15 protein-coding genes and 2 pseudogenes are annotated in these 25104 nt (G+C 69.0%); 4 read left to right on the top strand and 13 right to left on the bottom strand.

Features of this window, described 5'->3' with window-relative positions:
* Positions 1-34: 34 nt before the first annotated feature.
* Positions 35-619 (bottom strand): annotated as a pseudogene (locus J5226_RS10890) (TlpA disulfide reductase family protein); the annotation flags it as partial.
* A complete protein-coding gene (locus J5226_RS10885) occupies positions 616-1887 on the bottom strand; it encodes a YihY family inner membrane protein (protein WP_215840392.1) in 1272 nt (423 codons plus the stop codon). The gene J5226_RS10885 and the pseudogene J5226_RS10890, both read right to left, overlap by 4 nt.
* A gap of 324 nt (positions 1888-2211) precedes the next feature.
* Here J5226_RS10885 and wrbA point away from each other — a divergent pair, with 324 nt between their 5' ends.
* The 4 genes from wrbA (at position 2212) to J5226_RS10865 (ending at position 4896) form a co-directional block, all read left to right on the top strand.
* Positions 2212-2805 carry an NAD(P)H:quinone oxidoreductase gene (wrbA, locus tag J5226_RS10880; RefSeq protein WP_215839921.1) on the top strand — a complete coding sequence of 198 codons (594 nt, stop codon included), beginning with the start codon at positions 2212-2214 and terminating at the stop codon, positions 2803-2805.
* Positions 2802-3170: a DUF2069 domain-containing protein gene (locus tag J5226_RS10875; protein ID WP_215839920.1), complete on the top strand. Its 369-nt coding sequence runs from the start codon at positions 2802-2804 to the stop codon at positions 3168-3170. The genes wrbA and J5226_RS10875 overlap by 4 nt, the downstream gene beginning before the upstream one ends.
* Before the next feature lie 133 nt (positions 3171-3303).
* On the top strand, positions 3304-3789 hold the full coding sequence (locus tag J5226_RS10870) for an asparaginase domain-containing protein (RefSeq protein ID WP_215839919.1): 486 nt from the start codon (positions 3304-3306) through the stop codon (positions 3787-3789).
* A 435-nt stretch (positions 3790-4224) separates the two neighbouring features.
* Complete coding sequence (locus J5226_RS10865) at positions 4225-4896, top strand: hypothetical protein (RefSeq protein WP_215839918.1); 672 nt, start codon at positions 4225-4227, stop codon at positions 4894-4896.
* A 277-nt stretch (positions 4897-5173) separates the two neighbouring features.
* On the opposite strand, the gene J5226_RS10860 is transcribed toward J5226_RS10865, so the two are convergent.
* The 11 genes and pseudogenes from J5226_RS10860 to J5226_RS10815 form a co-directional block, all read right to left on the bottom strand.
* Positions 5174-6424 (bottom strand): M20/M25/M40 family metallo-hydrolase, encoded by a 1251-nt coding sequence (locus J5226_RS10860; RefSeq protein WP_215839917.1) that lies wholly within the window; start codon positions 6422-6424, stop codon positions 5174-5176.
* Between the two features lie 284 nt (positions 6425-6708).
* Positions 6709-8379 (bottom strand): M20/M25/M40 family metallo-hydrolase, encoded by a 1671-nt coding sequence (locus tag J5226_RS10855; RefSeq protein WP_215839916.1) that lies wholly within the window; start codon positions 8377-8379, stop codon positions 6709-6711.
* 530 nt (positions 8380-8909) lie between these two features.
* The gene (locus tag J5226_RS10850) at positions 8910-11192 is read right to left on the bottom strand and encodes a M14 family zinc carboxypeptidase (RefSeq protein ID WP_215839915.1); all 2283 of its coding nucleotides are present in this window, start codon (positions 11190-11192) and stop codon (positions 8910-8912) included.
* 526 nt (positions 11193-11718) lie between these two features.
* Positions 11719-13731 (bottom strand): proprotein convertase P-domain-containing protein, encoded by a 2013-nt coding sequence (locus tag J5226_RS10845; protein WP_215839914.1) that lies wholly within the window; start codon positions 13729-13731, stop codon positions 11719-11721.
* A gap of 146 nt (positions 13732-13877) precedes the next feature.
* A complete protein-coding gene (locus J5226_RS10840; protein ID WP_215839913.1) occupies positions 13878-14240 on the bottom strand; it encodes a hypothetical protein in 363 nt (120 codons plus the stop codon).
* Between the two features lie 180 nt (positions 14241-14420).
* Positions 14421-16457, bottom strand: coding sequence for a proprotein convertase P-domain-containing protein (locus tag J5226_RS10835; protein ID WP_215839912.1), 2037 nt, complete (start codon positions 16455-16457; stop codon positions 14421-14423).
* Between the two features lie 644 nt (positions 16458-17101).
* Positions 17102-17731: a PKD domain-containing protein gene (locus J5226_RS25410; protein WP_255323108.1), complete on the bottom strand. Its 630-nt coding sequence runs from the start codon at positions 17729-17731 to the stop codon at positions 17102-17104.
* Positions 17717-19045, bottom strand: a pseudogene (locus tag J5226_RS10830) (M12 family metallo-peptidase); the annotation flags it as partial. The gene J5226_RS25410 and the pseudogene J5226_RS10830, both read right to left, overlap by 15 nt.
* 467 nt (positions 19046-19512) lie before the next feature.
* Positions 19513-19887, bottom strand: a complete 375-nt coding sequence (locus J5226_RS10825; RefSeq protein WP_215839910.1) for a hypothetical protein — start codon at positions 19885-19887, stop codon at positions 19513-19515.
* A gap of 642 nt (positions 19888-20529) precedes the next feature.
* Positions 20530-21951 carry a S8 family serine peptidase gene (locus tag J5226_RS10820; protein ID WP_215839909.1) on the bottom strand — a complete coding sequence of 474 codons (1422 nt, stop codon included), beginning with the start codon at positions 21949-21951 and terminating at the stop codon, positions 20530-20532.
* A 475-nt stretch (positions 21952-22426) separates the two neighbouring features.
* Positions 22427-24481: a S8 family serine peptidase gene (locus J5226_RS10815; protein ID WP_215839908.1), complete on the bottom strand. Its 2055-nt coding sequence runs from the start codon at positions 24479-24481 to the stop codon at positions 22427-22429.
* Positions 24482-25104 lie beyond the last annotated feature (623 nt).

The following is a 25104-nucleotide window of genomic DNA, read 5'->3' as shown; positions in this document are numbered from 1 at the left end:
CCTTCTCGCCCGGCTTCGGCCCGCCCGCCTTGGCGATGGCGTCCTCTAGCTTCTTCGCGTCGACCGGGCCGAGGAATTTCTCCGCGACCTTGCCGTCCGGCCCGATCAGATACGTCATCGGCAAGCCCTTGGGCGTGTCGAAGGACTTGGGCGGATCGGTCACGTCGACCACGGCGATGGGATAGGACACCGGATGCTTCTTGAGGAAGGCCTGCATGTCGGCCTTGTCGATTTCCTCGTAGGCCAGACCGATCACCTCGATGTGCTCGCGCATCGCGTCCAGCGCCGACAGCTCCGGCATTTCCTTGATGCACGGCGCGCACCAGGTGGCCCAGAAGTTCACCACCACCCACTTGCCGCGGTGCTCGGCCAAGTCGTAAGTCTTGCCGTCGAGGGTGGCGATGCGCAGTTCGGGAACGTCGTTGGCGGCGGCCGGCGGGGCGGGTTCGGGCGTCTTGTCGCCGGCCGGCGCGGTCGCGGCGGGCGGCATCGCCGCCGGCGGGGCCGTCGCGCTGTCGGGCGCGGCGGGCTGCTTCTGGCACGCGGCCAGCGACAACGCCGCGGCGAGCGCGAGCGCGGACAACGGCAGCGCGCGAATGGGGGCGGAACGCAACGTCATGGGGCTTCCTCTTCGGCATGGATGCTGGACACGCGCCGCTTCATCAGCGCGCGCAGCGGTACGCGCAGTTCGTCCATCGCCGCCACCGCCGACTGGCCGAGCGAGTCGTCGCGGCAGGGCAGCATCGCCTCGGCGATGGGAATGCGCAGGTTGCAGGCTTCGTACAGTTCGCCCAGCGAGAGTTCGTCGAGATCGCGCGAGAGCAGCCATTCGCCGCTCTCGGCGCGGCGCACCACGCTGATCTCGCCGAGCTGTTCGAGCATCTGCTGGACCAGCGAATCGGTCAGCATCGGCTCGAGTTGTTGGATGTCGTCGATGTGCAGCCCCGACCCGCGCTTGCGCGCTTCGGCGAAGCGGGCCAGCAGGCGCAGCAGGCCGTACATCTCGAAGCCCAGCGGCAGGCGCATCGCCACGGGCTGATAGCGGAACGCGGCGATCGAGGACGCCAGCGAGGCGCCCAGCAGCACCGCGATCCAGCTCAGATAGATCCACAGCAGGAAGATCGGCACGAACGCCAGGGTGCCGTAGATCTTGGAATACGAACCGAAGCTGCCGAGGTAAAGGCCGATGCCGCCCTTGATGATCTCGAACAGCACCATCGCCAGGAACGCGCCGGCCACGGCGTGGCGCCATTTGACCGTGCGGTGCGGCACCACCACATAAATCGCCGCGAACGCCAGCCATTCCAGCGCCATCGGCGCGCCGCGCAGCAGCAGGCTTTCGAGCCAGCGGCCGGGCTGGGTGGCGAAGACTTCCATCGAGAAGAACCGCGCCGAGATCGCCAGACTGGCCGCGGCCAGCAGCGCGCCGAGGGTCAGCACGGTCCAGTAGATCAGGAAGCGGCCGATGCGCGGGCGCGCGGAGTGTACGCGCCAGATCCGGTTGAACGCCGATTCCACGCCGTTGAGGGTGATCAGCAGCGACACCACCAGCGCGATCACGCCGGCGGCGGTGAGCTGGCCGGCGTTGGCCGAGAACTGCTTGAGGTAGGCCTCCACCGAACGCGCCGCGGACGGCACGAAGTTGGAGAAGATGTAGTCGCTGAGCCGGTCGCTCCATTCGCCGAACATCGGGAACGCCGAGAGCACGCCGAACACCACCATCGACAGCGGCACCAGCGCGAACACCGTGGTGTAGGACAGCGCGCCGGCGGCCTGGAACAGGTTGTCGTCGAAGAAGCGGCGGGCGAGGAAGCGGAAGAACGTGCCCACGCGCGCGCGGTCGCGCACGCGGTCGCTCCAGCGGTAGATCGAATCCAATGGCTCCATCGGGCGCAGGGTAACCGATGGGGCGTTAGGGGGCATGCATGGGCGGGCCTCGTCCGCCCCTTCGGGCACCTTCTCCCGCAAGCGGGAGAAGGAACGGCGGGGTACGTCTTCGTCTTGGTCCGTCTCCCGCTCGCGAGAAGCGCAAAGACCTTTCGCGCTGCTTGAGCCCCTGTCCCGCTCGCGGGGTAAGGGGCCGCGCTTGCGAGCCATTGGCTCGCGCAGCACCGAACGCCCGAACGCCATGCGTTCGGGCCGGGGCTGGGGTTGGGGTGAGGGCTGCCCGCGCCGCATTCCTCTATCCTTCCCCGCGCACAGGAGAATCCGATGACCGAAGTGTTGGTGCTCTACTACAGCCGCGGCGGCTCCGTCGCCCGCCTCGCCCGCCAGATCGCGCGCGGCATCGGCGAGGTCGAAGGCGTCGGCGCGCGCCTGCGCACGGTGCCGCCGGTGGCCGCGGTGACCCAGACCGCGGCGCCGCCGGTGCCCGAGGACGGCGCGCCCTACGTGGAAGCGCGCGACCTGGACGAATGCGCCGGCCTGATCCTCGGCAGCCCCACCCGCTTCGGCAACATGGCCGCGCCGGTCAAGCACTGGCTCGACGGCCTCGGCGCGCAGTGGGCCAGCGGCGCCCTGGTCGGCAAGCCGGCGGCGGTGTTCACCTCCACCGCGACCCAGCACGGCGGCCAGGAATCGACCCTGCTGAGCATGATGGTCCCGCTGCTGCACCACGGCTGCGTGATCCTCGGCATTCCCTACACCGAGCCGGCGCTGAGCCACACCCGCGGCGGCGGCACGCCATACGGCGCCAGCCACGTCGCCGGCGCCCAGGACGACCCGACCCTCAGCGACGACGAAGCGGCGCTGGCGCGCGCGCTCGGCCGCCGGGTCGCGGCGTTGACGGCGAAGGTGAGCCGTTGAGCGGGGCCGCGCCCGAACGCGCCGCCGCGCCGCGCCCGCAGCGGGTGCTGCTGGGCAGCCTGATCGCGCTGGCCGTCCTGTTCGCGGTCTGGTACCTGCTGCCGGGCCAGCACTGGATCGCCGGGCTCGGCGTGTTCGTGCTGCCGCCGGCGCTGCTGGCGGTCGGCGTCGCCTTACGCAACCGGCTGGCCGCGTATTGGGCCGGGGTGCTGGCGCTGCTGTGGTTCTGCCACGGGGTCATGCTGGCGTGGTCGTCGCCGGGCGAGCGCCTGTACGCCTGGATCGAACTGATCCTGGCGCTGACGGTGATCTTCTCGGCCAATCTGGCCGGGCTGAAGGCGCGGCTGGGCCGCAAGCGGGGCTGACCGGCAGGATCGCGGCCGGCGCAGCGACGCGTTCATCCGTCCCGCTGCGCGCCGCGCCGAACCCCGCGGACGTGAAGCCCCGCCCGCGGCCCTATAATCGCCGGCTCCCCTCCGACCACGCGAACCACCCGAGATGGACAAGCTCTGCATCGTCACCACCGGCGGCACGATCGACAAGATCTACTTCGACGACAAGTCGGACTACCAGATCGGCGAACCGCAGATCGGCCACATCCTCGAAGAGCTCGGCGTGGGCTTCCGCTACACCGTCATTCCGATCATCCGCAAGGATTCGCTGCACATCACCCAGGCCGACCGCGAGCTGATCCGCGCCGCGATCGCCGCGCAGGACGCCAGCCACGTGCTGGTCACCCACGGCACCGACAGCATGGTCGAGACCGCCAAGGTGCTGGCGACCATCGCCGACAAGACCATCGTCCTCACCGGCGCGCTGAACCCGGCGCGGTTCCGCGGCTCGGACGCCGAGTTCAACATCGGCACCGCGGTCGGCGCGGTGCAGTCGCTGCCGCCGGGCGTGTACATCGCCATGAACGGGCGGATCTGGGATCCGGCCAAGGTGCGCAAGAACGTCGAGGCCAATCGCTTCGAGGCGATCTGACCCACGCGGCGGGTTCGCCGCGGCGCAACATCGAACCGGCCCGGTCCCGCGCGGATCGGGCTTTTTCGTTTGCGCGGACGGTGCGTGCGTCGTCGTCCGCCGCAGCCGCCGCCGCACGCGGCCACGTTCCCGCGAGCCGGCGCCCGCACTCCGACCTCGCGCTCGTCGCGGCCAGGGCCGGCGCGAACGCGCGTCGTGCGGCACCGGCGCGAACACGGGCCGTGCGGCGCCCGCGCGAGTCCGCGTCGCCGCGCTCGCCGGCCGCCGCGCTCGCCCTCGCCCACCGCCGCGACGTGCGCCCCGCCCCGCTCGCCGCGTGACCGGGTTCGCTAACGCGGTCCGGTTTTCGATCCACAGCCAATGCGCAAAACGCCTTTGCGGCGCCGCGCGATCGATTAGGATCGGCGCTTCGTCCCATTGCAGCGGTGATCCAAGATGCGTCGATCCGTTCCGGCCCTGGCGGCTTCCGCGTTGGCGTTGCTCGTCCTGGCGGGCTGCCAGAAACCCGCCGACCCCGCCGCGCAGAGCGCCGCCGCCTCCGCCGACACCGGCAAGGCGCCCGCCGCCGGCGCCGCGGCGGCCGCGAGCAATCCGCTGGAACCGCCGGCGCGCCCGGTGCGCAGCGACGCGATCGGCTACGACGGCTTCAGCGGCGGCGCCGAACCCGGCGGCCCGGTCACCGCGCGCTTCGGCGCCGACGCCGCCGGCGTGCGCGGCGCCTGGGGCGGCGAGATGAAGGACAACAACAGCCAGCGCCCCGACGCGAACTGCTACCTGCTCTACCCGGTGCGCGGCGCGATCACCCATCAATACGGCTTCCTGATGGGCAAGAACGGCCTCGCCGGCATCGACGTCTACGATCCCAAGGCGCAGGCGCCGGGTGGCGGCCACGTCGGCATGAGCATCGACGAGATCAACAAGGCCTACGCCGGCAAGGTCAAGCAAGTGCCGAACCCGACCTTCGAGGGCGCCGCCTTCCTCGAAGTGCCCGCGCCCGACGGCAAGAACACCCAGCTGACTTTCGAGACCGACGCGTTGGGCAACGTCACCAACTGGCGCATCGCGACCAAAGATGCGTTGGCGCACGAGGAAAGCTGCACGCGCTGAGCGCGGCGGCCGAGCCGGAAAGGCCGGCGCCGGCGTTTGCGTCGCGCCGGCCGCGGGTGGACGCCCCGCAACGAAGCCGCTCCTCCACCGGCGCGCGATGCCGCCGGCGGCAAAGCACCGGCGATGCGGCCCGCCTCGCGGGATCGCGAGCCGGGCATCGAACCAAAACCTCGGGATCGAAAGCGCTCTGACCGCGGCCTGCCGCGCGCGGAGCGTTCCGATTCCGATGCCCTTCGCCGCAGTCGCGACGCTCCCGAGCGGGAGCGCCGCGCCCGGCTCACTGCGCCGAGGTCTTGCCCAGCTCGCCCAGGAACGCCAGACCCAGCTTGGCGAACGGCACGCTGTTGGCCGCGGAGTTGCCCATGTTGGCGAGCGTGTCGTTGCGGCTATGGATGTACGGCGAGTACTTGCCGTCGGCGCTACCGCCTTCGAACACCATCGCCGCCGGATAGCCGGCCGCGGTCCACGAGGCGTGATCGGAGCAGCCATAGCCGCACGTGTACTCGGCCAACGCGCCGCCGCCCAGATACGACGAATACAACTCGCGCACGAACTGCTGCAAACCGGCGTTGGAGTTGTCGCTGATCAAGCGCAGATCCGGCCCGCCGAACGTGCGGTAGTTGGTCATGTCCAACTGCAGCACGCCGACCACGTTCGCCCCCTGGTCGCGGTGCCCGGCGGCGATGGCGTTGGACCCTCGCAAGCCGATTTCCTCCGCCGCGTAAGCGATGAACTTGACCGTGCGCCGCGGCTTGTATCCGCTGGCCAAGGCCACCCGCAGCACTTCGGTCAGCGTCGCCACGCCGGAAGCGTCGTCGTCCGCGCCGGGCGCGGCGGCGGTGGCGCCGCCGCTGCCGGCGACGATCGAATCCATGTGCGCGCCGAGCACCACCACCTCCTGCGCCAGTTCGTTGCCGCGCCAAGTCAGCACCACCGAGGGCTGCTGCCCGCAGTTGGCGCAGGCGGTCTGTTCGATGGAAATGTCGGCGCGGTTGCCGGCCAGCGTCGCCCACGCGCTGCGGATCCAGTCCGACGCGGCGCGTCCGCCGGCGCTGGCGGCGTGGCGCGTGGTCCAGTTGCCCGACAAGCTGCGGATGGTCGCGCGTAGGTCGGCCTCGCGCACTTGCCCCAACCACGGCGTCACCGTCGCCTGATTGTCCACGGTGTAGCTCGCCGCCTGCGCGCCGACCGCCAATGCGCTCAGATCGTCACGCACGAAGGCTTCGGCCTGTTCGCGGGTGTCGAAGGCGAAGAATCCGCCGCAGCGCTTTTCGTTCTCGTGCACGTGCCGAGCCAGATCGGCGAGCCGCTCGGCGGGCACTTCGGAAATCGCCAGTTCGCGTCCGCCCGCGCCGAGGCCGGCGAGCGCGCTGACGCGGCCGGCCGCGTCGGCCAGCGCGGCTTGCTGGGTCGCGCGCGAGGCGACCACGAACACCGGCTTGCGCTCGCCGCCGCGAGCCGGACCGGCGGCGGACGCGGACGCGGCGAAGAAGACGAAGAACAACACACCCTGGGCGAAACGGAACACGGCGACCTCCACGAAACGGTGCCCCGAGGCGCGGGGCGAGCGGTATGCGGCGCGGCGCCGCGACGGTTGCGGCCCGCGCCAACGCGGCGTCCGGCCTCGAACCCACGCTACGCGTCCCCGCTCGCCGGGCTCCGCGGTGCGCAGCGCGCACAGCGCGCGACCGCGTGATGCCGGTCGTACTTCGCCGCGAATCAGACGCGTCCCAAATCGCCGCGCAAAAAAAAAGCCCCGGCCGAAGCCGGGGCGCGAACGTTTTCGCCAAGGCGGAAAGGGTTACCCGGGCATCAGAAGGTGATGCTCCACTTGTCGATGCGGCCGACGTCGCCCGGGCCGTTGTCGTTGACCCGCAGCTTCCAGGTGCCGTTGAGCGCTTCGCTGGAGAGGTTGAAGGTGAAGGTGCCGTTGAGGTCGTCGGCGCTGCCGCCGGCGCGGTTGCTGATGTTGTAGAGCGAACCGTCCGGCGCGACCAGATCGACCTTCAGATCGCCGCGGTAGGTGTGGACGATGCTCACCGACACCTGCGCGTTGCTCGGCGCGTTGCCGGTGCGGCCCGACACCGTGATCGGGCTGTCCACCGTGGCGTTGTCGCTGATCGCCACGTCGGTGTCGTTGCTGTAGGTCTGAGTGCCCGGGCCCGGCCCGGGGCCGCTGCCGGCGGTCTTGCCGAGTTCGCCGAGGAAGGCCAAACCGAGCTTGGCGAACGGCACGCTGTTGCTCGCCGAGTTGCCCATGTTCGCCAGCGTGTCCGACGGCGAGTGGATGTACGGCGAGTAGCCGCCGCTGGAGGTGCCGCTCTCGAAGTAGATCGCCGCCGGGAAACCGGCCGAGGTCCACGACGCGTGGTCCGAGCAACCGTAGCCGCAGGTGTAGCTGCCCAGCGTGCCGCCCAGATAGGTCGCGTGCAGATCGCGCAGGAACTGCTGCAGCGACGAGTTCGAGTAGTCGGTGACCAGACGCACCGGATTGGCGCCGCCGCTGCGGTAGTTGGTCATGTCAAGCTGCAGCACGCCGACCACGTTGACGCCGCGGTTCTGGAAATCGGTGGCGATGGCCTTGGAGCCGCGCAGGCCCACTTCCTCGGCGGCGTAACCCATGAACTTAATCGTGCGCTTGGGCTTGTAGCCGCTGGCCAAGGCCACCCGCAGCACTTCGGTCAGCGTGGCGATGCCCGAGGCGTCGTCGTCGGCGCCCGGCGCGTTCATCGCATCGCCGCTGCCGCTGCTGGAGATCGAGTCCAAGTGCGCGCCGAGCACCACCACTTCGTTCGGCAGCTCGCTGCCTTGGATGGTGAGGATCGCCGACGGTTGGGTCGAACAGGTGCTGCACCCGGTGAACAACTCGGCGCTGACGTCGCTACGGCCGTTGCCGAGCGCCAGCCACGTGTCCTTGATCCAGGTCGCCGAGGTGCGGCCGTGGGTGGAGGAGTAGTAGCGGTTCGGATACTGCGTCGACAGATGACTGATGGTGCCGCGGATGTTCGCTTCGCTGACCTGACTCAGCCACGGATTGACCGTGGTTTGGTTGTCGATGGTGTAGGTCGCGAACTTGGTATCGATGGCTTCGCGGCTGCGGTCGGCCTTGACGAAGGCCTCGGCTTCCTGGCGGCTGTCGAAGGCGAAATAGCCGCCGCAGCGCTTCTCTTTTTCGTGGACGTGGCGGATCAGGTCGGTGAGCTGATGGGTCTTGAGTTCGGCGATCACCAGCGGCTTGCCGACGGCGTTGCTCAGGCCGGTGGAATTCTTGGCCAGGGTCTGCACGCCCGCGTCGAAGGTCTGACGCGAAGTGACGATGTAGACCGGCTTGAACGGATCCTCGCCGGCGGCGAGTTCGTGCGTGTGCGCCTGATGCTGCGCGTAGGCCGGCGCGAACGCGGCGGCGAGCGCCAGCGTCAGCGCGGAAGCGGCGATGCGGCGGGAACGGGACCGGGCGTGCGAGGAAGCGGATTGCGGATTCACGGAAAGCGCTCCTGGATCGGGCGTCGGCGGCGGATGCTCCGGCATCGGCGCGCGGACGCGGTGGACGGAAGCGGCGCGCGTGGCGCGCCGCGGGACTTGCTGCGCGTGAAAGCGCGGTCGAGCCGTACGGGGGAGAACGATCCGATGCGCCCGGGATTCGACGCTAAGCGCGCCTGACGCGAGGGACAAGCGACAAGCGAAGCGAACGCACATTCGCGTTCGTGACTTGGATCATGCAAACGCGCAGTAAACGCTTACGCTGCGCGATGCGCTGGCGAACGGAGCGCGGATCGGCCGCGAACCGGCTGCGAAATCCCTATATTTTCAGGGTTTCGCGAATGGAAACAGCGTGCGCTTCATGTGTTCCTCGTACCCGAGCCGAGGCGGCGCGAGCGAAGGCGCCCGCGTTTGGACACGCTGCGATCCGACATCGCACGGACTTCGCGCCGGAAGCGGCGGGCGCGAGCCGCGAAAAAAGAAGCCCCGGCCGAAGCCGGGGCTCGTCTATCGAATCATCGTCGCGGCATCGATCAGAACGTGATGCTCCACGTATCGATCCGCCCGGTATCGCCGTTGGCGTTGTCGTTCACCCGCAGCTTCCAGGTCCCGTTGAGCGGCTCGCTCGACAGATCCTTGTTGAAGGTGCCGATGACGTTGTCGGCGCTGCCGCCGGTGCGGTTGTGGATGTTGTAGACGGTGCCGTCCGGCGCGACCAGATCGACTTTCAGATCGCTCTTGTAGGTGTGGTAGATCGTCACCTGCACCGGCGTGCTGGCCGAACCGTTGCCGCTGCGGCCGGACACCACGATCGGGCTTTCCACGGTGGCGTTGTCGGTGATCGCCACGTCCGCGTCGTTGCTGTAGGTCTGCGCGCCGCCGCTGCTCACCGTCACCGCCGTGGTCTTGGTGTTGGTGTCGCCGCTGTTGTCGGTCACGGTCAATGCGACGTTGTAGGTGCCGGCCGCGCTGTAGGTCTTGCTAGGGTTGGTCGCGGTGGACGCGGTGCCGTCGCCGAAGTTCCAGCTGCGCGAAGCGATGGTGCCGTCGCTGTCGCTGGAGGTGTCGGTGAAGCTCGCGGTCAAGCCGCTGGTGGTCGCGGTGAAGTTCGCCACCGGCGGGGTGTTGCCCGGCCCGCCGCCGGTCACGGTGAAGCGCGCCGCGTTCGGCGTGCCCGGCTTGCCCGAAGCGTCGGTGCCCTGCACGTAGACGGTGTGCGCGCCCGCGGCCAGACCGCTGGTGGAGATCGAACCGGTGACGTTCTCGTTGCTGCTGTTGAAGCCGCCGTCGCTCGCGCTCAGCGCGATCGCCACCGCCCCGCTCGCCCACGGCGGCGTGTCGATGTAAGCGCGCGCCGAGGCGATGTTCTGCACCGCCTCGCTGCCGTTGCTCTGGTTGAACTGGCCGTCGTTGACGTTGGCGGTGACGGTGACCGGCGTACCGGCCGGCACCGACGAAGACGACAGGCTCACCGAGGTCGTGTCCGGCCCGCTCGGCAACTGCAGCGGCGCCCACAGCGTGCGCGCCAGATAGCGCAGCGTGCGCAGATTGTTCGGCAAGGTGGTGCCGGTGAAGCTGCTGCAGCTCTCGAAGAAGCTGCCGCCGAGTTCGATGGTGTAGCTCGGCACGCCGAGCAGACCGTACATGGTGTCGTCGGTGGTGCCGTCGGTGGCGTAGAGCTCGTCGGACTGCTGCGGGCGGTAGCCGCTGAAGTAGGCCATGCGCCGGCCCAACGTCTGCAGCGCGTCGCGGTTCGGCGCCGGGTTGCTGGTGTCGCCCCACGACCACAGCACCTGTGCGGCGTTGCTGTGGATGTCGATGAACACGCCTTGGTAATCGGCCGGCGTGGGCGTGTTGACGTCGTCGGGACGGCGGTCGGGGAACACGCCGCCGGTATAGACGCCGTTGCTGCCGCGGGTGCCGGCGACCAGACGCATCAGGTTCTGGGTTTCCGGGTCCGACGACGGAGTCGGCCCGCGATAGGTCTCGGCGCACTGATTGCCGCTGGAACCGCCGGACACGCTGTTCCAGTGGTACGGGAAGTTGCGGTTGAGGTCGGTGCCGTAGCTGCTGGCGCTGCAGCTGCCGCCGTTGCTGTTGTTGACGTTCTTGCGCCAGGACGAACCGGCCTCGGCCTTCTTGCGCCCGTCGGGATTGGCGTTGAGCACCAGTTGGAAGGCGAAGTTGTCGAGCAGCCAGGTCGCTTCGGCGTCGGTGCCGTAGCCGTTGACCAGCCCCTCGGCGAAGCGCGTCACCAGCTCGGCCGGCGCGTACTCGCGCGCGTGGATCGAACCGAACAACACCAGGGTCGGCTTGTTCGGCAGCGCGGCGTCGGTGGCCGAGTTGGTCAGCTTGAACACCCGCATGTCGTAGCCGGTGGCCGAGTTCTGGGTCTTCTGCCAGCTCGGACCGATCACGCGCACGCTGGCCAGCTGCGGCTTGCTCGCGGCCAACTGGTCCATCGTCTGATAGGTCTCTTCGACCGTGCGGAAGCAGGTGTAGCCGGGAATGCTCTTGGCGCCGTCGAGCGAGGACTTCAGCGCGCTTTGCAGGCGCTGCATCTGCGCGGTGGAGGCTTGATCGACTTCGTACTGGAAGCCGGCGGCGCGCAGCGCGGCCAGATCCTCGGGCATGGCCTCGACCTTCACCGTCTTGGCCTGACGGTCGACGATCAAATGCTGGAAGCGCGAGGCGATGCGTTGCAGCTGCTTGGGGTTTTCGTATTTCGCGGTGACGAACACGGGCTGATCGTCGGCGGCCGCGGCGCTGGCGGACAGCGCCAGCAACAGCGGCAACGCGGCAGTTTGGAAGCGCATTGGGAGACTCTCCAAGAACCGTTGCGGTGGGCAGTCACGCGCGGAGCGCGTGCCGGGAGTCATGCTGTGGATGCGCGGCCGGCGCTGACAAGCGCCGCGCGGCGCTTAATTCGTGTGCTTTCGTGAAGCGGACAGCAGTTCGCAGCTGTGCGAAGTGGCGCACAGTTCGCGACGGTGTTGCGTTGGCTCCCGGTAGGAGCGGCGTAAGCCGCGACCAACCGAAGCGACGTCATGCCACGTAATTCTCCGAAGCCCGGAACCCCTGACCGCCCCGTCGCCGATTTTCTGGTTTTCGGGAAGCGAGGCTTACGTACGTCGCTGACGTAATGCCACGAAATTTTCCGAAGCCCGGAACCCCTGGGCGCCGCTGTCAACGATTTTTTGGTCTTCGGGAAGAGGCGCTTGCGTACATCGCTGCGGTTGGTCGCGGCTTACGCCGCTCCTACAGGGGGATACGGAATATCGCAGACCTGAAAAAAGCCGCGGCCCGAAGGCCGCGGCGTGGTGCGGGGTCAAACCGTCGGCATCAGAACGTGATGCTCCACTTGTCGATGCGGCCGGTGTCGGCGTTGGCGTTGTCGTTCACGCGCAGCTTCCAGGTGCCGTTGAGCGGTTCGCTCGACAGGTCCTTGGTGTAGGTGCCGATGATGTTGTCGGCGCTGCCGCCGGTGCGGTTGTGGATGTTGTAGACCGTGCCGTCCGGCGCGACCAGATCGACCTTCAGATCGCTGCGGTAGGTGTGGTAGATCGTCACCTGGATCTGGGTCGACGGCAGACCGTTGCCGCTGCGGCCGGACACCACGATCGGGCTTTCCACCGTCGCGTTGTCGGTGATGGCCACATCGGTGTCGTTGGTGTAGGTCTGCGCGCCGGGGCCGCCGGACACGGTGACCGAACCGGTCTTGGTGTTGGTGGCGCCGCCGTTGTCGGTGACCGTCAGGGTGACGGTGTAGGTGCCCGCCGCGCTGTAGGTCTTGCTCGGGTTGGTCGCGGTCGAGGTGGTGCCGTCGCCGAAGTTCCAGCTGCGCGAGGCGATGGTGCCGTCGCTGTCGCTGGAAGTGTCGGTGAAGGTCGCGGTCAGGCCGCTGGTGGTCGAGGTGAAGTTCGCCGTCGGCGGAGTGTTCGGCGTGCCGCCGCCCGAATCCAGGCCGTCGATGAACTGCGCGCCGGTGTTGCCGGCGTCGAGCCAGTCGCTCAAGCGCGTCGCCGCGGTGCCGCCGCCGGTCCACGAGGTGAACACGCGGCCGTACTGGTCGCTGCGATTGGTGCCGGTGGCCGAGCAGCTCGACGGGCCGCCGTGCAGCTGGCCGATCACGCGCTTCTCCGGGCTATACAGCGGCGAACCCGAGGAACCCGGCTCGGTCACGCCGCCGCTCGGCTGCCACTGCACGTTGAGGTGGGTGGTGCCGGCGCCGCCGCCCCAAGCCACGAACGAGGTCGCGCTGGTGGACAGGCTGATGCGCTTCTCGGCGACGTTCGGGTGATGGATCGCGATCGCGCCGTTGTAGTTCTGGTCGCGGCGGTCCCAGCCGGCCCAGTACAGGTTGAACGCCGGATTCGCCGCGGTGTTGAGTTCCAGCAGGGTGAAATCGGAGTCGGCGTAGGTCGCCTTGACCGTCGAACCCGACTGGTTCTGGCTCATCGAGCCGTCGCCGTTGGCGCCGCTGGCCGGGGTGTTCGGCGCGCGGCAGGTCGAGTTCTGATAGTTCCAATACACCACGATCGACGCCGCGGTCGAGGCCGTGGTCATGCCGCAGTGGTTGGCGGTCAGGAAGTACATCTTCTTGTTGTTCGCGGTGTTGTTCACCAGCGAACCGGTGCAGGCCAGCGAGCCGTTCTTCGAATAGGCCGCGACCGAGCGGATGATGTCGCGGCGGCCGTCGCCGTCCGGGCACACCACGTCGACGTTGCACGAACCCGAGGTGCCCTTCTCGCCGCTCTGCGCGGCCAGACGGCGCGCCAGCGGGCCGAAGCCGACGTAGTCGTGGTTGACCTTGGCCAGATGCAGCTTCAGCTCGTGCGCCGAAGCCTTCGGCACCACCACTTCGATCACCGCTTCCTCGCCCGGCACGATCGCGGTCCACAACTGCCCTTGGGCGTTGTTGTCGCGCTCGTCGTACTGGCGGATCAGGTTGCGGTCGCCGGCCGGCATCTGCGTGGCCGGATAGATCAACAGGCGGCCGCCGGCCGGCATGTGGTACTGGGTGAAGCCGAAGTTCAGCGACAGCGCCTTGTTCGAGCGCACGCGCTGGCGCCAGACCAAGGTGTCGGCGTCGAGGGTTTCCCACACGCCGGAGTTCTGCGGCGTCATGTTGACGCTCAAGGGTTGGGCGAAGCGCGGAATGTCGCCGCGCTTGTCGCGCAGGCGGTCTTCGGCCTGCAGCTTGGCCACGTCGACCGCCGGCATGGTGCTCACGGCGATCTTGTCGAGGCTGGAAAGATTGGCGTGATCGAACGCCGCGGGGCGCGAGGCCGGCGCTGCGAGCGCGGCGCTGATCGACAAACCGAGCAACATCAGGGAACCACAAATGCGTTTCATTGCGTGTCTCCGTCCGTGATGTGAGGCGTGACCGCGACGCCCGGCGTGGCCGGTGCTGGATGGCGATTGACGTCGGATCAGGCGGTGGGAACTGGATGCTCCAGCGAGTGAGGCAGGGACTGCCGCATGCTTCCCCCGAGCGTGCGTTAGAGCACTTCGACGCAGCCGATGCTGTTGCCGCTGCGCGCGGCGAAGGCGTTGCTCGCCTTGGCCACGGCGCGACTGTGAGGCAGCGCGGTCGCGCACAACAAGACGCAAATCCGCCGGTTCCACATCGCATCCGTGCATCGCGTCACGCATACGGCGAAGATTTGTTGCTGATGAAATCGGTGGCGACGACGGGAAATCGAAATTGAGAACGCGCGCGAATTCAGAATGGGTTGCAGCGCACGACGAACAGGAACTTCGAGGTGGGGTGCGCGGAACCGGCCGTGCTGAGGCGCCGGATCGCGCTCGCGGCCAGCACCGACGCCGCGCGCGTTTGTTTCGGATCGCAAAAAATCAGACAAAAATTCCGTCGTCGCGCGTCGTTGAAAAAAACGAACGCGCGGTCGGTCGCGCGGGCGCGGGCGTGAATAGCCGTTAGCCCCCGTGTTCCCGCGCGGCGGCGAGACGGCGAACCCGAGCCCCCTAACGAAAAACCCCGGCCGAAGCCGGGGTTTTCGTTCTTCATCGCGACGCGGCGCGAATCAGAAGGTGATGCTCCAGCTGTTGATGTAGCCGGTGTCCACCGACGCGCGATCCGCCGCGCGCAGCTTCCAGGTACCGTTCAAGGCTTCGCTCGACAGATTCACCGTGTAGGTCTTCTTGATGTTGTCGGTGCTCGAGCCGGTGCGGTTGTGCAGGTTGTAGACGCTGCCGTCCGGCGCGATCAGATCGACGATCAAATCGCCCTGGTAGGTGTGAACGATGTCGACCGCGACCTGGGTCGTGCTCGGCGCGTTGCCGGTGCGGCCCGAGACGACGATGGAGCTGGTCACGCCGGTGGCGTTGTTGTCCGGGATGTTGACGTCGGCGGCGTTGGTGTAGGTCTGCGCGCCGCTGCTGCCGACGGTGACGGTCGAGGTCTTGGTGTTGCTCAAGCCGCCGTTGTCGGTGACCGTCAGCTTGACCGTGTAGGTGCCGGCCGCGCTGTAGGTCTTGCTCGGGCTGGTCGCGGTCGAGGTGGTGCCGTCGCCGAAATCCCAGCTGCGCGAGGCGATCGAACCGTCGCTGTCGGTCGAAGAGTCGGTGAAGCTCACCGTCAACCCGCTCACCGACGAGGCGAAGTTCGCCACCGGCGCCTGATTGCCCGGCGCGCCGGCCGAATCCAAGCCGTCGACGAACTGCGCGCCGCTGCCCGACGCGTCGAGCCAATCGCTCAGGCGCGTGGCCGCAGTGCCGCCGCCGGTCCACGAGGTGAACACGCGGCCGTAGTAATCGGCCTTCTGTTCCTGCGGCACGGTGCAGCTCGACGGGCCGCCGTGCAGCTGGCCGATCACGCGCTTGTCCGGGCTGTACAGCGGCGAGCCCGAGGAACCCGGCTCGGTCACGCCGCGGTTGACGCCCCACTTCACGAACAGGTGGGTGCCGTCGGGCACCGTCGGCGGGTTGTAGTCGGCGCCGCCGTAGCCGGTCTTGCGCGACGCGCTGTCGGAGAAGCTGATGCGCTTGTCGGCGACGTTGGGATGGTGGATGGCGATGGAGTTCGGATAGTCCTGATCGCGGCGGTCCCAACCGGCCCAGTACAGGTTATAGGCCGGATTGGCGGCGGTGCTGAGTTCGAGCAAGGTGAAGTCGGACGCGGCGTTGGTCGCGCGCAGCGTGGCGCCGGTCTGCGACTGCGACAGCGAGCCGTCGCCATCGCTTCCGCTGGCGGCCGAACCCGGCGTGCGGCAGGTCGAATTCTGGTAGTTCCAGTACACCACCATCGAGTTGTTGACCGTCGCGGTGGTCATGCCGCAATGGTTGGCGGTGAGGAAGTACATCTTCTTGTCGTTCGCGGTGTTGTTGACCAGCGAACCGGTGCACCACATGGTGCCCTGCTTCGAGTACGCGCCGACCGCGCGGATGATGTCGCGGTAGCCGTTGCCTTCCGGGCAGGCCACATCGATCTCGCAGCTGCCGGAGGTCGCCATCGGACCGGCTTCCAGTTGCGCGCGGCGCACCAGCTTGCCGAAGCCGACATAGTCGTGGTTGACCTTGGCCAGATGCAGCTTCAGCTCGCCGAGCTTGGCCTTGGGCACCACCACTTCGATCACCGCCTCGTCGCCCACCACCACCGGCGTCCACAGTTCGCCGAAGGCGTTGTTGTCGGCGCTGCTGAAGCTGCGCACGCGGCCGGCGGCCGAGGCCGGGCCTTGGTCGGCCGGATAGATCAGCATGCGCGCGCCGGCGGGCAGCTTGAATTGGTCGAAATGGAAGTTCAGCGACAGCGCGCTCTTGGATTCGATGCGGGTGCGCCAGATCGCGGTATCGGCGTCGAGGTCTTCCCACACGCCGTCCTTGAGCGTGTCGATGTCCACCGCCAGCGCGGTGGCGAAGCGCGGGATCTCGCGGCGCTGTTCGCGCTTGGCGTCTTCGGCGCGCAGCTTGGTCACGTCCACCGCCGGCATGGTGCGCAGGGCGATGCGGTCGACGCGGGCCAGACGCGCGTGGTCGAACGCGGCCGGACGCGCGGCGGGCGCGGCCAGCGCGCTGCCGACGGACAGCGCGAGCAGGCCGAGGCTGAGGCAAATACGTTTCATATCGGTCTCCATCAAAGAGGAATGCGGCGAAGGCGGCGCCGGGGAGGCGACGCGATGGGCACGGCGATGAACGAGTCGATGCGGCGGGTTTTCGATACGGCGGATTTCGATACGGCGGTTTTCGATGCGGCGAATTTCGATGAGCGGATTTCGATACGCGGACTTCGACGCGACGGACTTCGTCCGAAACGGATTTCGACGGCGCGGACTTCAGGAGCGACAGAGCCGATGAGACGGATTCCAGCGCGGTGGAACACAGCCCGTCACCCGCGTCGCGGCGGTGCGGCGCGCCGGTCCGAGGCGGAACCGGGCACGACCGCGCCCGCGGCGGTCCGCGTCCGGGCCGCCTTGCATCGACGCGTTGCGCCGTCCGGGCGCGAACCCGGGCGACGCGGTGACGTTGCGCTCCCCTCAGCGCACAAGCCCGGCGGCGTCGGCCGCCGGACGGTGGTGCCGGCCTTGCGGCCGCGGAGCGCCGGCGTCCGCCCTGCCCCGCGCGCCGCGTGCGCGGCACGCGTGCGGGACTTCGGCCGCGGCTCCGAAAACGCCATGCATCGAAACCGGATGCATGCGAACGCGATGCTTCGCCCAGCGGCGCTTCGAGCTCCGGCGCTTCACGACCCGAAGCGCCGGAACGCGCCGCTTCAGAACGTGACGCTCCAGCTGTCGATGTAGCCGGTATCGGCCGCAGCGCGGTCGGCGACGCGCAGCTTCCAGGTACCGTTGAGCGCTTCGCTCGACAGGTTCTTGGTGTAGGTCTGGTTGATGTTGTCGGCGCTGCCGCCGGTGCGGTTGTGCAGGTTGTAGACGCTGCCGTCCGGCGCGATCAGATCGACGATCAGGTCGCCCTGGTAGGTGTGGACGATCTTGACCGCGATCTGGGCGTTGCTCGGCGCGTTGCCGCTGCGGCCGCTGACGCTGATCGAGCTGCTGACGCCGGTGGCGTTGTTGTCCGGGATGTTGACGTCGGCGGCGTTGGTGTAGGTCTGCACGCCGCTGGCGTTGACGGTGACGGTCGAGGTCTTGGTGTTGCTCAGGCCGCCGTTGTCGGTGACCGTCAGCTTGACCGTGTAGGTGCCGGCCGCGCTGTAGGTCTTGCTCGGATTGACGGCGGTCGAGGTGGTGCCGTCGCCGAAATCCCAGCTGCGCGAGGCGATCGAGCCGTCGCTGTCGGTCGAGCTGTCGGTGAAGCTCACCGTCAGCCCGCTCGCGCTGGAGGTGAAGTTCGCCGTCGGCGCGACGTTGCCGCCCGGCGCGGCGCGGAACGCGGCCACCGCGGCCTTGGTCTGCACCAGCACGCGCTGGTTGTGGTTGCGGTCGGCCGTGCCCATGGCCACGCCGTTGTAGGTCACGTCCGGGTTCGACCAGTAGTTCAGGCGCGGGCAACCGGCGCTGCAGTTGTAGGCCATGATCGTGCGCCACTTGCTGCCGGTGGCCGGCTCGTAGCGGTAGCCGTGGCCGTAGGCGTAGGGCGTGTTGGTCGGATCGGCGGCGGGATCGTGGCGCGCCGACAGCAGGTGGCCGATTTCGTGGGCGAAGCTGTAGTAGCCGGTGGCGCAGTCGTAATGCACGGTCGCGAACGCGGTGTCGGCGGTCGAACCGATCGAATGGGCCAGGCCGCAGTTGCCGGCGTCGTCGATGATCAGCACGCTCACGTCGGCGGCGTTGGCGTCGCGGCTGGCGTGGATGTCGTCCATGTAGCCGTCGTTGGGATCGGCGAAGCGCTCTTCGTCGGTGAAGTGGCCGTCGCCGGCCGAGGTGTATTCGACGGTGCGGTAGTTGGCCAGTTCCAGCTGGATGCCGACGTTGGAGTTGGCGTAGCCCTGATTGCTTTCGGCGATGGCGAGATCGACCAGCGCGCGCATGTCGCCGCCGTACGCGGTGATCGCCTGATTGGTGGCGACGACCTGGACGCGGATGGTCGCGGTCGCGCCCGGATCGACCGCGGCCGGGCCGACCGCGGCGAGCGCGGCGCGGGTCGCGGCGCGCATGTCGATCTGCGGCAGGTCCGAATCGCGATAGCCGGCCGGGTGATCCGGCGGCATGCGGGTCTCGTCGACTTCGACCACGGCGTGGGTGCCGTCGGCGAGCGGACGGATGCGGTAGAGCTTGCCGTCCACGCGCACGTTGCCGGTGACGCCGTCGCCGCGGCGCACCAGCGCGACCGAGTTGCGCTCGTCGCGGCGCACTTCGCGCGCGTCGTGGCCCGCCTTCTTGGCGTTTTCCTTGAGATGGCCGAGCCACACGGTGGCGCCGTCGTTGGTGTCACGCGCGTTGTCGAGCACGGCGTTGACGAGGTGCGAGCCCAGGCGCAGTTCGATCTCGCGCGTGGCCTTGGACACGAGCTTGGCGTCGGCGCGCTTGAGCTGCAGCGAGGCGGTGGCTTTGGCCGAGGCCAGGCGCTGCGCTTCGCTCGCGGCGGCGGCTTGCGCGCCGGCGATCTGCGCGCCGGCGAGGTTGGCGCGCGCGGCGGGCGCGTCGCCGACGAACAGCGGTTGCGCGGCGAACGCCGGCAAGATGGCGAATCCGGACAACAGAACGGCGGCACGCGCGGCGTTGCGCGCGCGCAGGCGTGAGGTGGTACGCATATTGTTCAACCCCCGAGGTCGAAGGCCGCGACGCGGCCGAAAGGAAGGTGTAGCGGCATGGATGCCGGTGCGTCGCACGCTCGCGTGGCCTGCAGCGCGTGCGCGTCCGGTCGTGCGCGGATCGGATCGTCGGTCCGTCCGCACTACGACGCTAACGGCATCGGCGGGGCAGCGGCAATGCTTCGCAAGCGCTTGCGGCGCCGGTCTTCGTGATGCCTGTCATGCATCGTAAAATTGCCGTTTATCGGTGGTTTTTTGTGTCTCAGCGAGCGATACGGACGCAAGAAAAAACCCCGGCGCGGGCCGGGGTTTCGGGTGTGCGTGTCGATGTCGGGTTCCGCGTTTTCGGATTCGCCGGTTCGCGAGTCGCGCGTCCGCCGATGTCGCCGTCCGCGTCGGCGAGGGCGTCCGAATCGGTTCGTCTTCCGATCCGCTCTTTCGCCCGCGGCGGATCGCGAAGCCCGCGCTTACTTATCCACCACTTCCGGCTGACGGATGATCGGCCCGAGCGAGATGTGGTTGTCGGGTTCGATGAACTGCACATCGGGATCGGCGGCGAACGCGTTCATCAAGGTCACCGCTTCGCCGCGGCTGAGCGCGGGGCTGACGCTGAACACGTCGGCGTTGATGCCCATGCGGTGCTTCCAGGTCAGCTTGACCCCGCTCTTGCCGAACTGCGCCGCGGTGCGGTCCAGGCGCGGCTGCACCGCGCCTTGCTGCTTGAGCGGCTGCGAGTCGTCGCGGTACTTGACGATGAACTGGCCGAACGGACCGTTGCCGACGGGTTCGCCGACATGGGCCTTGGGCTTGCTGGGATCGGCGGAGGCGCGGTCGGACGGCATGGGCTGGGGCTCCGGTGCGGGCGAAGTATCGGCGACCGCGCGGGAGGCGGCCTTCGAGGCGGGCGGCGCGGCGCCGTCGGAGGCGGCGTTGCCGGCGGCCATGCAGGCGCCGACCGCCAGACACAAGGAAACGGCGGCGACCGGAAGAACTAGGCGGCGGGACGAAGGCGACATGCGGGCGACTCCTGGCGGGGAATGATCTGCAACGCGCGACGGGGCGCGGTGGGGTCGATGTAACGGCGCGACGGCCCAATCGCGGCTGAAAGCGCCGCGGCCAGTCTCCCATACGGATCGCGCGGCTTGCGGCGGGCGGCTTGCGGCAAGCGGATTCAGGTGCGGCGCGCGATCCGGGCGGATCGCGGCGGTCGTAGGCGCCGCCGGGGCGCGGCGCTGTCCGCTCGCCTCACGCGTCGGCTCGATCAAGGGGTTTGCGTTTGCGCCGCACCGTGCAATGCCGCGCTCGCTCTGGCCGCGCCGCGCCGCAGCCAGAGCGTTTACGCGCAACCGCAAAAAAACGAACCCCGGCCGAAGCCGGGGTTCGTTGCGTACATCGCCGGCGAACGCGGATCAAGACGCGCTGGCGCCGCGGAGCCGGCGCCCACACCGTTCGCGATACGGCGACCGCACGCCGGACCGGCGGGCTTACTTCGCCGCCGCCGTCACCGCCGCGGCCGCGTCCACCAGCCCCGCCCCGCAGCCCTTGGAACACTTGCTCGCCGAAATCGGCCGCGCCGTGCTCTTGAGGATCGCCTCGACCTGCGCCGGCGTCTTCGACGGCGCCACCGAGCGCACCAGCGCGGCGACGCCGGCCACGTGCGGCGAGGCCATCGAGGTGCCCGACAGCGAGCCGTAGCCGTTGTTGGCGACCGTGGACAGCACCTGATTGAAGAAGCCGTCGCCGCCCGGCGCGGCCACGTCGATCTTCGCGCCCCAGGCCGAGAACGACGACTTCGCGCCGTTCTTGTCGGTGGCGGCCACGGCGACGACGTTGTTGCACCCGGCCGGGACGTTCTCCGAGACGTCGTTGTTGCCGTTGCCGGCGGCCACCACGACGATCGCGCCGTTGGCCACCGCCGCGTCGATGCCCGCCTGCCAGGCCGGCGTGCAGGCATAGGTGCTGCCCATCGAGACGTTGATGACTTCCGCCGGATTCGGGTTGTCCGGCACGCCGGCCACGTGCCCGCCCGAGGCCCAGACGATGGCGTCGATGGAATCGGAGTGGGCGTTGTAGCCGTCCACGCCGGCCGCGCGCACCGGCACGATCTTGGCGCCGTAAGCGACGCCGGCCACGCCGACGCCGTTGTTGGTCACCGCCGCGATGGTGCCGGCGACGTGGGTGCCGTGGGCGCCCGTGCCGCTGGGGCCGTTGTCGGTGGGGTCCGGATCGCGGCCGTCGCCGTCCTGCGGCTTGCCGCAGCCGGCCGACAGGCCGTCGATGGCACACTCGGTCGCGTCGCGCCCGCTCGCCGAGCTGATGAAATCGTAGCCGGGCAGCACGTTGGCGTTGAGGTCGGGATGCGACAGGATGCCGCTGTCGACCACCGCCACCACCACGCCGGCGCCGGAGGTCAGGTTCCATGCGCTCGGCGCGCGGATGCCGACCGCGTTGTCGGCGTAATGCCACTGCTGCGAGAACTTAGGATCGTTCGGCACGAGCTGGGTCTTGCCGCCGCCGTCGGGCTGGACGAATTCGACGTTGGGATCGGCGGCGATCTGGCGCATCAGCGAAGCGGCGGCGTCGCGCTTGAGCGAAGCCGGCGCGACGATCACGCGCATCCCCGGCACCGCCATTTGGCGCAGCACGCGCAGGGCCGGCTTGCCGTCGGCGCCGGCCACGCCCGCGCGCGCGGCGGCGGCCTTGAGCGAGGACGCCATCGCCGCGGCATCGCGCGAAGGCGCGCTGCCCTTGCGGTATTTGACGATGAACTGGCGGTTGCCGTCGGCGCCGAGGCCGGCCGGATACGCTCGGCCGGCGAAGGCCGGCGCGGCGGCCGCGGTCAGCGCAAGCGCGGTGGCGGCGGCCAGCAGCGTCTTGCGGGTGGTATTGCGCGTGGAATGTCGCATCGTCGTTCGTCCCCTGGGGTTCGGGCGTGGCCCGTTTTGGCGGAACGCCGCGCCGGTTCGGTGCGCGCGCGGCGGATGGAGGCGGGCTGGGTTCGACGGGCGAACGCCGGCTGCGCGTAGCGTTCGATCATCGGTGCCGGATGCGGGCCTCGCGGACCGATGCAAGACGGCAACTTCGATTGAAATGTGAGCCACGCCACATCGGGAAAACAATCGGACGAGTCTGAAAGCGATGAGGCGTTCCTCGCGTTCCCGCAGGACGCCCGAGCCAAGTCCGCTGCAGAAACGGAACGAGCCACGACCGCGACACCGCGCTGCGGTCGAAAACCTAGTGCCGCAGTCGCGGCTCGCGCCGCTTGCGCCGGGCAAGCCCACGGCCGCGACACGCACATGCGGCGCCGCTAAAAGAGCCCCGGCCGAAGCCGGGGCTCGTCGCGCATCGGACGGCGCGGCCGCGTGGGCCGCGCCAGCGCGATCAGAACGTGATGCTCCAGCTGTTGATGTAGCCGGTGTCCACCGACGCGCGATCCGCCGCGCGCAGCTTCCAGGTACCGTTGAGCGCTTCGCTCGACAAGTTCACCGTGTAGGTCTTCTTGATGTTGTCGGTGCTGCTGCCGGTGCGGTTGTGCAGGTTGTAGACGCTGCCGTCCGGCGCGATCAGATCGACGATCAAATCGCCCTGGTAGGTGTGGACGATATCGACCGCGACCTGGGTCGTGCTCGGCGCGTTGCCGCTGCGGCCCGAGACGACGATGGAGCTGGTCACGCCGGTGGCGTTGTTGTCCGGGATGTTGACGTCGGTGGCGTTGGTGTAGGTCTGCGCGCCGCTGCTGCCGACGGTGACGGTCGAGGTCTTGGTGTTGCTCAAGCCGCCGTTGTCGGTGACCGTCAGCTTGACCGTGTAGGTGCCGGCCGCGGTGTAGGTCTTGCTCGGGCTGGTCGCGGTCGAGGTGGTGCCGTCGCCGAAATCCCAGCTGCGCGAGGCGATCGAGCCGTCGCTGTCGGTCGAGCTGTCGGTGAAGCTCACCGTCAACCCGCTCACCGACGAGGCGAAGTTCGCTACCGGCGCCTGATTGCCCGGCGTGCCGCCGGCCGCGGCCACCGCGGCGGCGGCGTCGACCAGACCCGAACCGCAGCCGCCCGAGCACTGGCTCGCGGCGATCGGCCGCGCGGTGCTCTGCAGGATCTGCAGCACCTGCGCCGGCGTGCGCGGGCTCGGCGCGGCGGACTGGATCAGCGCGACGATGCCGGCCACGTGCGGCGAGGCCATCGAGGTGCCGGCCATCGGGCCGTAGCCGTTGCTGGCGACGGTCGAGATCACGCCCTCGGTCGAGCTCGGCCCGAAGATGCCGTTCTCGCCGCCCGGCGCGGTGACGTGGATGGTGGCGCCGTAGTTCGAGTACGAGGCGCGCGCGCCGCTCTTGTTGCTGGCGGCGACGCGGATCACGCCGTTGCAGCTGGCGGGCGTGAAGCCGGCGACGTCGATGTTGCTGTTGCCCGCGGCGACCACGACGGTCGAGCCGTTGGCGATCGCAGTGTCGATCGCCGACTGCCACGCCGGCGTGTCGGTGCACGGCGCCGGGCCGCCGAGCGAGAGGTTGATGACCTCGGCCGGATTGGCGTTGGCCGGCACGCCGGCGATGGTGCCGCCGGAGGCCCAGACCACGGCGTCGGCGATGTCCGAGTCCGAACCGAAGCCTTGGTTGCCGAGCGCGCGCACCGGCACGACCTTGGCGTTGTAGGCCACGCCCGCGCCGCCGGCGCCGTTGTTGGTCACCGCCGCGATGGTGCCGGCGACGTGGGTGCCGTGGACGATGTTCGACGAATCGTTCGGGTTCGCGTCGCGGCCGTCGCCGTCGTCGGACTTGCCGCAGCCCGGCGAAGCGCCGGCGTCGCGGCACTCGGCGTCGGAGAAGCCCGTCGTCGAGGAAATCATGTCGTAGCCGGGCAGGATGTTGGCGTTGAGGTCGGTGTGCGACAGGATGCCGCTGTCGACCACCGCGACCACCACGCCGGTGCCGGTGGCGGTGTTCCAGGCGGTGGGCGCGCGGATGCCGACGGCGCTGTCGGCGTAGTGCCACTGCTTGCTGAAGGTGGGATCGTTCGGCGTCGCCAGGGCGCGACGGATGCCGTCGATCTGCACGTATTGCACATTCGGATCGGCGGCGATCTGGCGCATCATCGCCTCGGCTTCGTCGCGGCCGAGCGCGCGGTCGGAGGCGATCACGCTCGCGCCGGGCACCAGCATGCGGCGTACCTGATGCAGGCCCACGCGCGCGCCCTTGGCCGCGGCGGGCAGCGCGACGCGCGCGGCGGCGGTGTCGAGCGAACGGCTCAGCGCGGCGCCGCCGCTGGCGGCGGCGCTGTCGTTCTTGTACTTGACGATGAAGCGGCTGTAGCTGCCGCCGGCCTTGAGCGCGCCCAGGTGGGCCTCGCCGGCGAACGCGGGAGCGGCGAGCGCGGCGAGCGCGAGCGCGGTGGCGGCGGCGAGCAGATGCGGGCGATGGCCGCGGACGGAACGGAACGACATGGTGTACCCCTCGAAGTAAGCGCCGCTGTGCGGCGAAAGGGAACGCTCCAGCGCGCGGGCGTGGCGGGGCCGCCGTGCATGGAACGTCGTCGCGAACGCGCGTGGGGTCGCGTCCGGGGGCACACGCTAGTGGCTGCGGTGGCGCGATGACAGGGGATTTGCGGCATAAGTCGCCCGCCAGGGTTCGATGTCAATCACAGTCCGCGCATTCGTAATGAAAGAATGCGGGTTGGCGGTGGTTCGCGCGTGGTTTCGCGGAGAATTTTCGCATGTGAATTTCGCACATTCGGTGCACATGTTTGCAGCCGCGGCGGCGATAGGCGGTTTGCGGCGCGCGCGAGGTTTCGCGGTCGCGGCTTGCGCCGCTCCTACAGGGCGAGTCCGAAACTACGACGCAACTGGAAGTCCGACGGTAGGAGCTGCGTAAGCTGCGACCGCGCAAATCGGCGTACGACGCAAGCGAAGTTTCGCGGTCGCGGCTCACGCCGCTCCTACCGGGCGAGCCCGCAAGCCGCGACGTAGTTGGAAGTCCGACTGTAGGAGCTGCGCAAGCTGCGACCGCGATAAGCGGGTTGCGACGTAAGCGCGGTTTCGCGGTCGCGGCTCACGCCGCTCCTACAAAA

The organism is Lysobacter sp. K5869 (assembly GCF_018847975.1).
Taxonomy (GTDB): Bacteria; Pseudomonadota; Gammaproteobacteria; order Xanthomonadales; family Xanthomonadaceae; genus Lysobacter.
This window is presented reverse-complemented; position numbering and strand designations above follow the sequence as displayed.